General features: G+C 70.4%; 9 protein-coding genes, 1 pseudogene and 1 riboswitch. Of the genes and pseudogenes, 3 read left to right on the forward strand and 7 right to left on the reverse strand.

The window, feature by feature from the left end:
* Positions 1-80: 80 nt before the first annotated feature.
* Together ACGFY9_RS10335 and ACGFY9_RS10340 are read right to left on the reverse strand one after the other, a co-directional pair.
* Positions 81-1,856, reverse strand: a complete 1,776-nt coding sequence (locus ACGFY9_RS10335; RefSeq protein WP_393753281.1) for an acetate--CoA ligase family protein — start codon at positions 1,854-1,856, stop codon at positions 81-83.
* A gap of 118 nt (positions 1,857-1,974) precedes the next feature.
* Positions 1,975-2,928 (reverse strand): annotated as a pseudogene (locus ACGFY9_RS10340) (GNAT family N-acetyltransferase); the annotation flags it as partial.
* A gap of 189 nt (positions 2,929-3,117) precedes the next feature.
* On the opposite strand from ACGFY9_RS10340, the gene ACGFY9_RS10345 reads away from it, so the two are divergent.
* Positions 3,118-3,399, forward strand: a complete 282-nt coding sequence (locus ACGFY9_RS10345) for an HPr family phosphocarrier protein (RefSeq protein WP_013000229.1) — start codon at positions 3,118-3,120, stop codon at positions 3,397-3,399.
* A 220-nt stretch (positions 3,400-3,619) separates the two neighbouring features.
* On the opposite strand, the gene ACGFY9_RS10350 is transcribed toward ACGFY9_RS10345, so the two are convergent.
* The 4 genes from ACGFY9_RS10350 to ACGFY9_RS10365 form a co-directional block, all read right to left on the reverse strand.
* The gene (locus tag ACGFY9_RS10350) at positions 3,620-4,315 is read right to left on the reverse strand and encodes a GntR family transcriptional regulator (RefSeq protein ID WP_019061038.1); all 696 of its coding nucleotides are present in this window, start codon (positions 4,313-4,315) and stop codon (positions 3,620-3,622) included.
* A gap of 188 nt (positions 4,316-4,503) precedes the next feature.
* Positions 4,504-5,259 (reverse strand): M23 family metallopeptidase, encoded by a 756-nt coding sequence (locus tag ACGFY9_RS10355; RefSeq protein ID WP_393753282.1) that lies wholly within the window; start codon positions 5,257-5,259, stop codon positions 4,504-4,506.
* 13 nt (positions 5,260-5,272) lie between these two features.
* A riboswitch (cyclic di-AMP (ydaO/yuaA leader) is annotated at positions 5,273-5,432 on the reverse strand.
* A 214-nt stretch (positions 5,433-5,646) separates the two neighbouring features.
* Positions 5,647-7,035 (reverse strand): M16 family metallopeptidase, encoded by a 1,389-nt coding sequence (locus ACGFY9_RS10360; protein WP_393753283.1) that lies wholly within the window; start codon positions 7,033-7,035, stop codon positions 5,647-5,649.
* On the reverse strand, positions 7,032-8,387 hold the full coding sequence (locus tag ACGFY9_RS10365) for a M16 family metallopeptidase (RefSeq protein ID WP_393753284.1): 1,356 nt from the start codon (positions 8,385-8,387) through the stop codon (positions 7,032-7,034). Before ACGFY9_RS10365 ends, ACGFY9_RS10360 begins: the two co-directional genes overlap by 4 nt.
* A 327-nt stretch (positions 8,388-8,714) precedes the next feature.
* Between ACGFY9_RS10365 and ACGFY9_RS10370 the strand changes: the two genes are divergently transcribed.
* Entirely contained in the window at positions 8,715-11,171 is a 2,457-nt protein-coding gene (locus ACGFY9_RS10370; RefSeq protein WP_393753285.1) for a DNA topoisomerase (ATP-hydrolyzing) subunit A, read from the forward strand.
* Between the two features lie 9 nt (positions 11,172-11,180).
* On the opposite strand, the gene ACGFY9_RS10375 is transcribed toward ACGFY9_RS10370, so the two are convergent.
* A complete protein-coding gene (locus ACGFY9_RS10375; RefSeq protein WP_393753386.1) occupies positions 11,181-12,290 on the reverse strand; it encodes a CobW family GTP-binding protein in 1,110 nt (369 codons plus the stop codon).
* A 420-nt stretch (positions 12,291-12,710) separates the two neighbouring features.
* Between ACGFY9_RS10375 and ACGFY9_RS10380 the strand changes: the two genes are divergently transcribed.
* Positions 12,711-13,277 carry a DUF6082 family protein gene (locus ACGFY9_RS10380; RefSeq protein WP_393753286.1) on the forward strand — a complete coding sequence of 189 codons (567 nt, stop codon included), beginning with the start codon at positions 12,711-12,713 and terminating at the stop codon, positions 13,275-13,277.
* Positions 13,278-13,588: the final 311 nt, after the last annotated feature.

Consider the following 13,588-nt stretch of genomic DNA (forward strand, 5'->3'; position numbering starts at 1 on the left):
AGGCACCGCCGAGCACTGTCTCGTCACAGCTGTCTCAGTACACGGGACCGGTGCGCGGGAAGCCTCCGTCGGCACATCCGTCAGTACACGGGAAGCGTCCGCGGGCCGAGGTCGTCGCGGGCGGGCGGCGGAGCGAGGCGGACGGAGGCACCGAGCACGCTCAGTCCGTGCGCGGCCACGACCACCGGCTCCAGGGTCACGGCGACGACCTCGGGATGATCGTCGACCAGCCGCGAGACCCGGAGCATCAGCTCCTCCAGGGCAGGCGTGTCGACCGGCGTCGAACCCCGCCAGCCGAACAGGAGCGGCGCCGTCCGGATCGACCGGACCAACGACCCGGCCTCCCGGTCCGTGACCGGAATCAGCCGGTGCGCGGTGTCCCCGAGCAACTGCGAGGCGGCTCCGGCGAGCCCGAACGACAGCACGGCCCCCGCCGCCGGGTCGATGACGGCCCGTACGACGGTGTCGACCCCGCGCGGCGCCATCCGCTGCACGACCGGCCGCAACTCCTCGGGTTTCCCGAACAACTCGCCCAACTCGGCGTACGCCCGCCGCAGTTGGTCCTCGTCCGCGAGATCCAGTCGTACGCCGCCCAGGTCGGCGCGGTGTCGCAGGTGCGGGGCGGTGGCCTTGAGTGCGACCGGGTAGCCGAGGGTGCGGGCGGCCTCGGCGGCGGTGTCGGGGGTGGGAGCGGGCAGCGCGCGGTGGACGTCGACGCCGTACTTGCCGAGCAGGTCGCACGTCTCGTCGACGCCGAGCGTGAGGCCCTGCCCGCGCGCGAGCAGCCCGCCGATCAGTCCGGCGGCGCCCTTCTCGTCGATGTCCTCGAACTCGGGGACCCGGCCCGGGTCGGTGGCCTCGCGCCGCCACTGCGCGTACTTCACGGCTTCGGCGAGGGCCCGGACGGCGCGCTCGGCGGCGGGGAAGGCGGGGATGAGGCCGCCGCCTTCGGGGGCCGGCCTCCCGGTGACCGGTTGTTCAGCCTCTGTGGTGGGCAGTCGTTCCGCGGGGCGGAAGGGGTGGGCACCGCCCTCGGCACCGGGCGCCTTTGAAGCAACCTGTGGCGCCGTACTGGTCGCAGCCGACAACGCCTCAGCCAGCCCCCCAAGTTCTACATGCACCACCAGCACCGGCTTCCCGGGAGCCGCCGCGGCAGCGGACCGCAGGGCCTCCGCCAACGCCGCGTCCTCAGCCGGCCCCTCCCCCACGGCAGGTATCGCAGTCACCACAACCGCATCGCACGCCTCGTCGGCCAACGCCTCCGACAACGCCCGGTGGAAGTCCCCCGCCGTCGCCGCCGTCGTCAGATCCAGCGGAGCGAGCGGCCGCAACCCCTCGGAGAGGCACGCGTCGTAGGTCAGCAGGCCGAGCGACTCGGAGTTCCCGACGATCGCCACCCGCGGCCCGCCGGGCAACGGCTGGCGTGCGAGCAGCAGCCCCGTGTCGACCAGTTCGGTGATCGTCTCGACGCGGATCACCCCGGCCTGGCGGAGCAGCGCGGAGACCGTCGCGTGCGGCAGCCGGGTCGCCCGTACGGCGTGTCCCTGGGGGGCGGATCCGGCGCCCTGGACGACGACCAGCGGTTTCGCCGCCGCGGTGCGCCGGGCGAGGCGGGTGAACTTGCGGGGGTTGCCGATGGACTCCAGGTACATGAGGGCGACGTCGGTGTCGGGATCGTCGTACCAGTACTGAAGGACGTCGTTGCCGGACACGTCCGCGCGGTTGCCGGACGACACGAAGGTGGAGACGCCGGTGACTCCGGTGACCCCGCCGCCGCGCCGGTGCAGCCGGGAGAGCAGGGCGATGCCGATGGCGCCGGACTGGGCGAACAGGCCGATGCGTCCGGGGCGCGGCATCTCGGGCGCGAGGGACGCGTTCAGTCGTACGTCGGCTGCGGTGTTGATGACCCCCGAAGGCGTTCGGCCCGATGATGCGCATGCCGTACGTGCGCGCGTGGCGCACGAGTTCGCGCTGGCGCTCGCGTCCCTCGGGGCCGCTCTCGGCGTACCCGGCGGTGACCACGACGAGCCCCTGCACCCCGTGTTCGCCGCACTCGGTGACGACTTCGGGGACGTGCTCGACCGGGACGGCGACGACCGCGAGGTCCACGGGGCCTTCGATGTCGCGCACCGAGCGGTACGCCGGCACCCCGTCGAGGTCCTTCTTCTCCTCGGGGAAGGCCTTGTTCACGGCGTACAGGCCACCGGTGAAACCGGCGTCCCTGATGTTGTCGAGAACGCTGCGGCCCACCCCTCCGGGGGAACGGCCGACACCGACGACGGCGACCGAGCCGGGCACCAACAGCCGCCGTACGGACCGCGCTTCGGCGCGCTGCTCCCGCGCGCGCTGCACGGCGAGGGACCGGTCCGTGGGTTCGAGATCGAACTCCAGGCGTACGACGCCGTCCTCGAAGCTGCGCTTCTGGGTGTAGCCGGCGTCCGTGAACACCTTGATCATCTTGTTGTTGGCGGGCAGCACCTCGGCGGCGAAGCGGCGGATGCCACGCTCGCGGGCGACGGCTGCGATGTGTTCGAGGAGGGCGGAGGCGACGCCCCTCCCCTGGTGGGCGTCCTGCACCAGGAAGGCGACCTCGGCCTCGTCGGCCGGGGCGGAGGCGGCACGCCCGTCGGCACTAATGCGGTCATAGCGTACGGTGGCGATGAACTCGCCGCCGACGGTGGCCGCGAGTCCCACCCGGTCCACAAAGTCGTGGTGCGTGAAGCGGTGGACATCCTTGGCGGACAGACGCGGATACGGCGCGAAGAAGCGGTAGTACTTCGACTCGTCGGAGACCTGCTCGTAGAAGCTGACCAGGCGATCGGCGTCGTCGACGGTGATGGGCCTGATGCGCGCGGTACCCCCGTCGCGCAGCACCACGTCGGCTTCCCAGTGGGCGGGGTACTCGTGCCGGTCCGACGAGGTCTGCATGGGGCCCAGCGTACGGCTCGCGTCCGACAACGGCGCGAGGCAGTCTGTGGGGAACAACAGAGCACGGGAAGTCGGGCCGAGGCCGCGGTCCGACGACTCGCTCCGGACGGTTCGCAAGGCCGGTCCGGGGTCGCTTCACGTGTGGGAAACTGGTCTAGACAACCCTGAGACTCTGAAGGGCAGCATCACATGGCTGAGCGCCGCGTCAACGTCGGCTGGGCGGAGGGCCTTCACGCCCGCCCCGCCTCCATCTTCGTCCGGGCCACCACGGCCTCGGGTATCCCCGTGACGATCGCCAAGGCCGACGGCAACCCCGTCAACGCGGCCTCCATGCTCGCGGTTCTGGGCCTGGGCGCCCAGGGCGGCGAGGAGATCGTCCTCGCGTCGGACGCCGAGGGCGCGGACGCGGCCCTCGACCGACTGGCGAAGCTGGTCGCGGAAGGCCTTGAGGAACTCCCCGAGACCGTCTGAGCACGCCCCCCTTTGCGCCTGAACCGGCGCCGCTCTCGCGGAGGTGGTTGCGCGCCGTGAGGGTTCCTCAATTGATGGTTGCGGTGCTTTTCGCCGCAAAACGCTGCACGTAACCTCGAAGGGCTCGTCCGAATTACCGGGCGAGCCCTTCGCAATTCCACTTGTGGGCAGCATAAATAATCCCCCGCGAATTAGCCTCTCTTTGTATACGGCGCCCGTGTTAATGCCGCAGGCCCGACATGTTTACGGGAGGTTGCGAAGTCCTCACACGATCCGTGCCGTTCGCGCCACCGGGAAAGCGCAGCCGGTGCGCGGTACCCGCGCGCTCGGTGTGCAGGGCGGTGATCGCCCGGGCGCGCTCGCTGTCGCCGCGGGCCACGGCATCCACGATGGCCCCGTGCTCGGCCCAGGACTCCACGGGGTTGGCCGGAGCGTCCACCGCGTACATCCAGGCGATCTTGTGCCGCAGCTGGGTCAGCATCGAGGTCAGCGCGGGGCTTCCGGAGGCCTGCGCCAGCGTCTCGTGGAACCAGCTGCCCAGGGAGCGCAGATCCTCGCTGTTGCCCCGCCTGGCGCGCTCCTGGCCCAGCCTGACGAGGCCGCGCAGCACCTTGAGGTGGGCCTCGGTGCGCCGCTGGGCGGCCCGCGAGGCGCCGAGCGGCTCCAGCAGCATCCGCATCTCCAGCAGGTCGGCGGCCTCCTGCTCGGTCGGTTCCGCGACGCACGCGCCCGCGTGCCGCCGGGTCACGACGAATCCCTCGGCCTCCAGCGTGCGCAGGGCCTCCCGGACAGGGACGCGCGAGACCCCGTACCGGCGCGCGAGGAGTTCCTCCGTGAGCCGGCTGCCGCGCTCGTAGACACCGGCGACGATGTCGTCCCGGATCGCCGTGCATACCGAGTGCGCCGGAATACGCATGTCCGACCTCCGCCTTAATCCCCGTGAAACGTCGACGATTGACGTGTGTTCCGTGACTCTATTGCAATGAGCGGGAATTTCCGATGGCGGGCCGGAATCCATGGATATTTTTTGGACAGGAGGGCTCCGGAAACACCGAAAGCCCCGGCCGGGCGGGCCAGGGCTTCGGGAAGTGCGGAGGTGCGTCGTCAGACGTTCACACCGTGCTTGCGGAGGTAGGCGACGGGGTCGACGTCGGAGCCGTACTCGGCGGTCGTGCGGGCCTCGAAGTGGAGGTGCGGGCCGGTGACGTTGCCGGTCGCCCCGGAGAGGCCGATCTGTTGGCCCGGGGTGACCGTCTGGCCGACGGCGACACCGATGGACGACAGGTGGCCGTACATGGTGTACATGCCGTCGGCCATCTTGATCACCACTTGATTGCCGTACGAGCCGCCCCAGCCGGCCTCGACGACGGTGCCGGAGCCCACCGCGTGCACGGAGGTGCCGGTCGAGGCGTGGAAGTCGATGCCGGTGTGGGCACCGGAGGACCACAGGGAGCCGCCGGTCTTGTAGCCCGTGGAGACGTACGAGCCGGTGACCGGCGCGACGAAGGTGTTGAGCTTCTTGCGCTCGGCGGCGCGGGCGGCGCGTACCTCGGCCTCGCGCTCCGCCTTGGCCAGTGCCGCGGCCTTGGCGCGGGCGACCTCCTTGGCCAGAGCTTCGTCCGCGGCCTGCTGCTGGGCGACGGCCTGGGCGTCGATCTTCTCGGCGACGGCGTCGCCCATGGCGACGACGGGGGTGAGACCGGTCTGCTCGGCGGCGGGCTCCGCAGCGAACGCCGGGGCTGCGGCCAGGGTGCCTACGACGCCGGAGGTGGCGAGAGCCGCGACACTCGCGGCACGAACGGTGGTGCGGTGGGTCCGGCTCGGGCGACGGTGCTTCCCGGTGGCGCGGGTGAACGCCATGGAGTGGCTGGTCCTTTCCTTCCTTCTCGCCTACCGGGTTAGCTGACGGGTTCGGAGCAGGAAGGTCTCCTACGGACCCCCTCGCTGTGCGCGCGGGCGTCCGATTCACCCCAGGGACCTGGGTCCCCGGCTCCCCTGGCTCGCGCCGTACGGGGACTCGGCGATGACTGTCCGGTGCCGCGAGTGCGGCGCGGTGCCTGACGGACAGCCGGACCGACGCTAAGGGGGGCCACTTTCAATCCCCAAACGGATCACGGGTTTTGTTGCACATGCCACAGGGCAGACGGGCAACCTCTCCCCCAATTCGGACATTAGGGGGCCCTGGTGACTCTTCAGTCACCAGGGCCCCCACGCGCGCGTGCCGCTCGTCGGCTCGCTACGGGTCGTCTACTCGGCCGCGACGACGGTCACTTCGCCGATGCCGAGAGCCTCGACGGGCTCCTTGATCTGCTCCGCGTCGCCGACCAGGATCGTCACCAGACGGTCCACCGGGAAGGCGTTCACGACCGCCGCGGTGGCCTCCACGGTGCCGGTCGCGGCGAGCTGCTGGTACAGCGTCGCCTGGTAGTCGTCGGGCAGGTGCTGCTCGACCTGGTCGGCCAGCGTGCTCGCGACGGCCGCGGCGGTCTCGTACTTGAGCGGCGCCACCCCGACGAGGTTCTGTACGGCGATGTCCCGCTCGGCGTCGGTGAGTCCGCCCTCGGCGAGCTTGCGGAGCACCGTCCACAGGTCGTCCAGCGCGGGACCGGTGTTCGGCGTGTCCACGGAGCCGCTGATGGCGAGCATCGAGGCGCCCGTGCCGTCGGGTGCCGAGCGCAGCACCTGGCCGAACGCCCGCACACCGTAGGTGTAGCCCTTCTCCTCGCGCAGGACGCGGTCCAGGCGGGAGGTGAGGGTGCCGCCGAGGCAGTACGTGCCGAGCACCTGGGCGGGCCACACGCGGTCGTGCCGGTCGGCTCCGACGCGGCCGATGAGCAACTGCGTCTGGACGGCGCCGGGACGGTGCACGATCACGACCCGCCCGGTGTCGTCGGCGGTCACCGGCGGCACGGGACGCGGCTGCGCGGTGGAGCCTGTCCACGAACCCAGGGTGTCGGCGAGGAGCGCGTCCAGGTCGATGCCGGTGAGGTCGCCGACGACCACGACGGTGGCCGTCGCGGGGCGGACGTGCCGCTCGTAGAACGCGCGTACGGCCCCGGAGTCGATCTTCTGGACGGTCTCCTCGGTGCCCTGGCGCGGGCGCGACATGCGCGAGGTCGCCGGGAACAGCTCCTTGGAGAGCTCCTTGGCCGCGCGGCGGGACGGGTTGGCCGTCTCGTGCGGGATCTCGTCGAGGCGGTTGCGGACCAGCCGCTCGACCTCGCTGTCCGCGAAGGCGGGTGCCCTGAGCGCGTCCGACAGCAGCCCTAGGCCCTTGGCCAGGCGCGAGGCCGGGACCTCCAGGCTCAGGCGCAGCCCCGGGTGGTCGGCGTGCGCGTCGAGGGTGGCGCCGGAGCGCTCCAGCTCGGCGGCGAACTCCTCGGCGGAGTGCTTGTCGGTGCCTTCGGAGAAGGCCCGCGCGGTGATCGTGGCGACACCGTCCAGGCCGGCCGGTTCGGCGTCCAGAGGCGCGTCCAGGAGCACCTCGACGGCGACGACCTGCTGGCCGGGGCGGTGGCAGCGCAGCACGGTCAGGCCGTTGCCGAGCGTCCCGCGCTCCGGGGCCGGGAAGGCCCACGGCCTGGCCTCGCCGGCCTGGGGCTGCGGGTGGAATTCCATCGTGGCGAGCTCGGTCACTTGGCCGCCTCCTCGTTCTCGTCGCCGGCCTCTGCTTCGTCATCCTCGTCCGCGATCGGCTCGTAGACGAGCACCGCGCGGTTGTCGGGGCGCAGGCGGGCCTTGGCGACCTCCTGCACCTCCTCCGCCGTCACGTCGAGGACGCGCTGCACGGCGGTCAGGGCGAGCTGCGGGTCGCCGAACAGGACGGCGTACCGGCACAGTTCGTCGGCGCGGCCCGCGACCGTGCCGAGCCGGTCCAGCCACTCGCGCTCCAACTGGGCCTGGGCGCGCTCCATTTCCTCGGCCGTGGGGCCCTCCTCGGCGAACCGGGCGAGCTCCTCGTCGATGGCGGCCTCGATGACCGGCACCTCGACGTCCCCTGACGTCTTGACGTCCAGCCACCCCAGGGAGGGCGCCCCGGCCAGCCGCAGCAGACCGAAGCCCGCCGCTACTGCCGTACGGTCGCGCCGTACAAGGCGGTTGTAGAGGAGCGAGGACTCGCCGCCGCCCAGGATGGTGAGGGCGAGGTCGGCCGCGTCGGACGCGCGCGTGCCGTCCTCCGGGAGCCGGTAGGCACACATCAGGGCGCGGGCCGGGACCTCCTCGACGACGATCTCGCGCAGCTCCCCGCCCATCGTGTCGGGCAGCACGCCGTCACGGGGCGTCGGCTTGCCGTCGTGCGACGCGATGGAACCGAAGTACTTCTCGATCCAGGCGAGCGTCTGCTCGGGGTCGATGTCGCCGACCACGGACAGGACCGCGTTGTTGGGCGCGTAGTAGGTGCGGAAGAACGCGCGGGCGTCCTCCAGGGTGGCCGCGTCCAGGTCCGCCATCGAGCCGATGGGCGTGTGGTGGTACGGGTGGCCCTCCGGGTAGGCGAGGGCGGTCAGCTTCTCGAACGCTGTCCCGTAGGGCACGTTGTCGTAGCGCTGGCGGCGCTCGTTCTTGACGACGTCCCGCTGGTTCTCCATGGACTCCTCGTCCAGGGCGGCCAGCAAGGAGCCCATGCGGTCGGCCTCCAGCCAGAGCGCGAGCTCCAACTGGTGGGTGGGCATGGTCTCGAAGTAGTTCGTGCGCTCGAAGCTGGTGGTGCCGTTGAGCGAACCGCCCGCGCCCTGCACCAGTTCGAAGTGGCCGTTGCCCTTCACCTGTCCGGAGCCCTGGAACATCAGGTGCTCGAAGAGGTGAGCCAGGCCGGTGCGCCCCTTGACCTCGTGGCGGGAACCGACGTCGTACCAGAGGCACACCGCCGCGACCGGGGTCAGGTGGTCCTCGGAGAGGACCACGCGCAGACCGTTGGCCAAACGGTGTTCGGTCGCTGTCAGACCGCCGGACCCTGCCTCGGCGGTGGCCGTGTGACCCATGGGCATGTACGTCCCTTCGATCGCGGATTCTCTGGCTGGAACCGCAGAAATCCTGCTCGTCCCGCCACTGTATGCAAGCGTGCGGACCGTCGGCGAAGTTCCCGGCGGACGTACGCCGAGAGCGAGATCGCGTAGCCTGCGGGCAGTCGCACACGTGGACTCACTCGGCAGCCGCCGGCGACGGACCCGAGCGGGCAACGCCGGGTCCTGGTCCGCGTTGTCAGTGCCGCGGTCCACAATGGTTCACGTCAAGACCCCGTTCACGCTTCAGCAAGAGTGAGCCGAAGGGGAGCGACCCCCAGGCGAGCGACCAGAAAAGAGGAGCCGGCAGCGATGGCCCGCCGCAGCACGAAGACCCCGCCGCCCGACGACTCGTTCGAGGAGCGGATCCTCGACATCGACGTCGTCGACGAGATGCAGGGCTCCTACCTTGAGTACGCGTACTCGGTCATCTACTCCCGAGCCCTGCCGGACGCCCGGGACGGCCTGAAGCCGGTTCACCGACGGATCGTCTACCAGATGGACGAGATGGGCCTGCGCCCCGACCGGGGGTACGTCAAGTGTGCTCGTGTCGTCGGTGAAGTAATGGGCAAGCTGCACCCGCACGGGGACGCGTCGATCTACGACGCCCTGGTGCGCATGGCACAGCCCTTCTCCATGCGCGTGCCGCTGGCCGACGGCCACGGCAACTTCGGCTCGCTGGGCAACGACGACCCGCCGGCCGCCATGCGGTACACCGAGTGCCGGCCGTCCGAAGCGGCCAACCTGATGACCGAGTCGATCGACGAGGACACGGTCGACTTCACCCCGAACTACGACGGCCAGGAGCAGGAGCCGGTGGCCCTGCCCGCCGCCTTCCCGAACCTCCTGGTGAACGGCTCGTCGGGCATCGCCGTCGGTATGGCCACCAACATGCCGCCGCACAACCTGGGCGAAGTCATCGCCGCCGCCCGGCACTTGATCCGCTACCCGAACGCGGACCTGGACAGCCTGATGCGGCACGTCCCCGGTCCCGACCTGCCCACGGGCGGCCGGATCGTCGGCCTCACCGGTATCCGGGACGCGTACGAGACGGGCCGCGGCACTTTCAAGATCCGCGCCACGGTCGCCGTGGACAACGTGACGGCACGCCGCAAGGGCATCATCGTCACCGAACTGCCCTTCTCCGTAGGCCCCGAGAAGGTGATCGCCAAGATCAAGGACCTGGTCGGCGCGAAGAAGCTGCAGGGCATCGCCGACGTCAAGGACCTCACCGACCGCGCGCACGGCCTGCGCCTGGTCATCGAGATCAAGAACGGCTTCGTACCGGAAGCGGTCCTGGAGCAGCTCTACAAACTGACGCCGATGGAGGAGTCCTTCGGCATCAACAACGTGGCCCTGGTGGACGGGCAGCCCCTCACGCTCGGCCTCAAGGAACTCCTGGAGGTCTATCTCGACCACCGCTTCAACGTCGTACGGCGCCGCAGCGAGTTCCGCCGTACCAAGCGGCGCGACCGCCTCCACCTGGTGGAGGGTCTGCTCACCGCGCTCATCGACATCGACGAGGTCATCCGGATCATCCGCTCCAGCGACAACTCCGCGCAGGCGAAGCAGAGCCTGATGGAGCGCTTCTCGCTGAGCGACATCCAGACGCAGTACATCCTGGACACGCCGCTGCGCCGGCTCACCCGGTTCGACCGGATCGAGCTGGAGTCGGAGATGGAGCGACTCAACGCGGAGATCGCGGAGTTGACCCGCATCCTGGAGTCCGACGCCGAGCTGCGCAAGCTGGTCTCGACCGAACTGGCCGCGGTGGCGAAGAAGTTCGGCACCGACCGGCGTACGGTCCTGCTGGAATCGGCGGGCGCCCCCGCCGCCACCGTGCCGCTCCAGGTCGCCGACGACCCGTGCCGGGTGCTGCTCTCCTCGACGGGTCTGCTGGCCCGTACGGCGAACGGCGAGCCCTTCCCGGAGGACTCCGAGGCCCGGCGCACCAAGCACGACGTCATCGTCTCGGCGGTCCCGGCGACGGCCCGCGGCGAGCTGGGCGCGGTCACCTCGGCCGGCCGCCTCCTGCGCATCAACGTCGTCGACCTCCCCCAGCTCCCGGAGACGGCCGCCGCGCCGAACCTCTCCGGCGGCGCCCCGATCTCGGAGTTCGTCTCCCTGGACGAGGGCGAGACGGTCATCTGCCTGACGACCCTCGACGAGTCTTCCCCCGGCCTCGCCATCGGCACGGAGCAGGGCGTCGTCAAGCGCGTGGTCCCCGACTACCCCACGAACAAGGAGGAGTTGGAGGTCATCACGCTCAAGGACGGCGACCGGATCGTCGGCGCCGTCGAGTTGCGCACCGGCGAGGAGGACCTGGTCTTCATCGCGGACGACGCACAGCTGCTGCGCTACCAGGCCTCCCAGGTACGCCCCCAGGGCCGCGCGGCCGGCGGCATGGCGGGCATCAAACTCACCGAGGGCGCGAAGGTCATCTCCTTCACGGCCGTCGACCCCGCCGTGGACGCGGTCGTCTTCACGGTCGCGGGCTCGCGCGGCACGCTGGACGACTCCGTCCAGACGACGGCCAAGCTGACCCCGTTCGACCAGTACCCCCGCAAGGGCCGCGCCACCGGCGGCGTCCGCTGCCAGCGCTTCCTGAAGGGCGAGGACTGCCTCTCCCTGGCCTGGGCGGGCGCCGTACCGGCCAAGGCGGCACAACGGGACGGCACACCGGCGGAGCTCCCGGAGATGGACCCGCGACGGGACGGCTCGGGCGTGTCGCTGGCGAAGACGGTGTCAGTGGTGGCGGGGCCGGTGTAGCGCCGGTCGTCAGTCGTCCAGTTCCGGATCGGGATCAGGATCCGGGTCCAACTCGGGCTCGGATCCGGGTTGTTGGCCCACCTCCTGGTCCGACTCCGCTTCCTGTACGTAACGGAGGACGCCCCACATGCCGCGCTCGTCGGCGTGTGGGGCGTCGCCGTTCTTGCACGCCTCCAACTCCTTGCCGAGGGTGGCCATGTCGAGGCCGGTGCCGATGAGCACCAGCTGGGTCAACCGGGCGTCACCGCTGCCCCAGGGCTCGGGATAGAACCGCAGGAACCGCCCGACGGCGTGCACGGCGTACCGATTGCGCGCATCGTGGGCGCCGAAGTCGACGTACCCCTTGATGCGGTAGAGCCCCTCGGGCCGACTGTCCAGGAACGCCATGAGCCCGCGCGGGTCCAGGGGCGTGCCGGAGGTGAAGGAGAGGCTGTCGTAGGCGGCGTGCAGGTGGTCGGCGTGCGCGTCGCCACCGCCATGGCCGTCACCCGTGTGTTCGTGAAGGTCGTCGAAGGTCAGCTGCCCAATACGCTCCTCGTTCGGCCGGCAGTCGAAGAGGAACTCGGGGTCGACACGGCCGTAGGTGGCGGGCACGACGGCGGCACGGTCGGTGAGCGAGCTGACCAGCCCGAGGACGCGCGGGGCGTCGACCGCCCGGTCGAGCTTGTTGACGACGACGAGGTCGGCGAGGGCGAGATGCCGGTCGATCTCGGGGTGCTTCGCGCGCGTGTCGTCGAACTCGGCGGCGTCGACGACCTCGACGAGCCCGCCGTAGACGATCCCCGGGTGTTCGCTGGCGAGCAGCATGCGGACCAGTTCCTCCGGTTCGGCGAGTCCGCTGGCCTCGATGACGATGACGTCGATACCGGCGGAGGGCCGGGCGAGCCGCTCCAGATAGACGTCGAGTTCACTGGCGTCGACGGCACAGCACAGGCACCCGTTGCCGAGCGACACGGTCGAGTCCCCGAGCGCGCCGGCCACGGCCAGCGCGTCGATCTCGATCGCCCCGAAGTCGTTGACGATCGCTCCGATACGGCTGCCTCCGCTGCGGTGCAGGAGGTGGTTGAGGAGAGTCGTCTTGCCGGAGCCGAGGAATCCGGCGAGGACGAGGACGGGGATCTGCCGGGGGCTCGGATCCGTGCCCGGGGCTGACGCCGGATGCGTACTCGGGCCCGGGCTCTGACTCGGGCTTGCGCTCGGGCTCTGCTGGCTCAACGTGCGACCTCTTTCACGCCGACGCGTGCACCGGCTCGCGGTCCGGCACACGTACGGAGGTTGAATGCCGCCCCAGGATACGAGCCGGAAGAATCGCCGCGAAGTGAACGATTGTTAGCAGCACTTGCGGGGCAGACGTTGGGGAAGGCGCCGGTTCGTGCGACCCTCGCTTCCCTCCGTGCGCCTCCTCTCCGCCTCCCTGCCGATCAGAGCCGCTCGGCACTCTGGGAGACGGCAAGCGCCGCCCATCGCTCGCCGGTCCCCGTCTCTGTCAACCCGCACCCGACGACCGGCGGACGGCCGCCTGATTCGGGGGTTGTTGACATGGCCACACGGAAGTACTCGGCGGGAAGGGTCGGCTCCGCAGCGCTCAGTCTGCTGCTCGCCACCGCCACGATGACACTGGCTGCACGTCAGCGACGCCTCGAAGCGGCACGCCTGGCGGAACAGCGTCTGGAAGAACGGCGTCTGGAACTCGAGGAGTTGGCGATCCGGCGCAAGGCACTGGCGCATCAGCAGCGCATGCAGTGGGAGCTCCTCGCCCGGGCGATCGACGATCCTTCCCTCGCCTCGGTGATCGACACGTACGACAAGAGCATCCCCGCAGAAAAACGCCGCCAGTTCTTGTATGCCAACGCGTGGTACGTCCATCTCTTCCATCTCTACCGGGCGGGAATCCTGGACAGGGAGGAGCTGTACCGGCATCTGCGCGAGTTCTTCCAGAGCCCCCTCTTCCGCGAGTACTGGGAGGCGTCGAAGGCCCAGCGGGCGTCCCTGAACGAGTCCTCGGAGGAGGCCGGCATCGGGCGCATGGTCGACGGCCTGGTCATGGATCTCGACGAAGCGGACACGGACGAGTGGTGGGTCGTGGGCAACCCGCCGTCCGACTGACACCGGTCAACCTGTCTGCACCCGGGATACGCCTGAGTGACTGTTCACCACGCAGCCACGGACATCTCTCGAAACCCAGTAGCTTGCTGCCCGTTACCGCATCCTTCGGGGCCACGGACCGCACCTTCCAGCTGGGGGCGCGAACCCGCGTTCCCAGCGGCACGGGACGCCATCCCGCTTCGCCGGCCTTCGTGCCGGAAGGGAGCCGATCTTGAAACTCGGACTGAGAGACCGATGGCAGACGCACGTCAGCCGGCACGTCTCCTCGGGGCGCGTGTGCGCGACCTGCGACGTGTTCCTCGTGATCGCGT

The sequence above is a fragment of the Streptomyces sp. NPDC048504 genome, assembly GCF_043200035.1.
Classification (GTDB): Bacteria; Actinomycetota; Actinomycetes; order Streptomycetales; family Streptomycetaceae; genus Streptomyces.

Excerpts from the sequence above, each read along its gene's own strand:
- ACGFY9_RS10335 (WP_393753281.1), bottom strand. The coding sequence starts at position 1,856 with ATGCCGCGCCCCGGACGCATCGGCCTGTTCGCCCAGTCCGGCGCCATC.
- ACGFY9_RS10345 (WP_013000229.1), top strand. The coding sequence starts at position 3,118 with ATGGCTGAGCGCCGCGTCAACGTCGGCTGGGCGGAGGGCCTTCACGCC.
- ACGFY9_RS10350 (WP_019061038.1), bottom strand. The coding sequence starts at position 4,315 with ATGCGTATTCCGGCGCACTCGGTATGCACGGCGATCCGGGACGACATC.
- ACGFY9_RS10355 (WP_393753282.1), bottom strand. The coding sequence starts at position 5,259 with ATGGCGTTCACCCGCGCCACCGGGAAGCACCGTCGCCCGAGCCGGACC.
- ACGFY9_RS10365 (WP_393753284.1), bottom strand. The coding sequence starts at position 8,387 with ATGCCCATGGGTCACACGGCCACCGCCGAGGCAGGGTCCGGCGGTCTG.
- ACGFY9_RS10370 (WP_393753285.1), top strand. The coding sequence starts at position 8,715 with ATGGCCCGCCGCAGCACGAAGACCCCGCCGCCCGACGACTCGTTCGAG.
- ACGFY9_RS10380 (WP_393753286.1), top strand. The coding sequence starts at position 12,711 with ATGGCCACACGGAAGTACTCGGCGGGAAGGGTCGGCTCCGCAGCGCTC.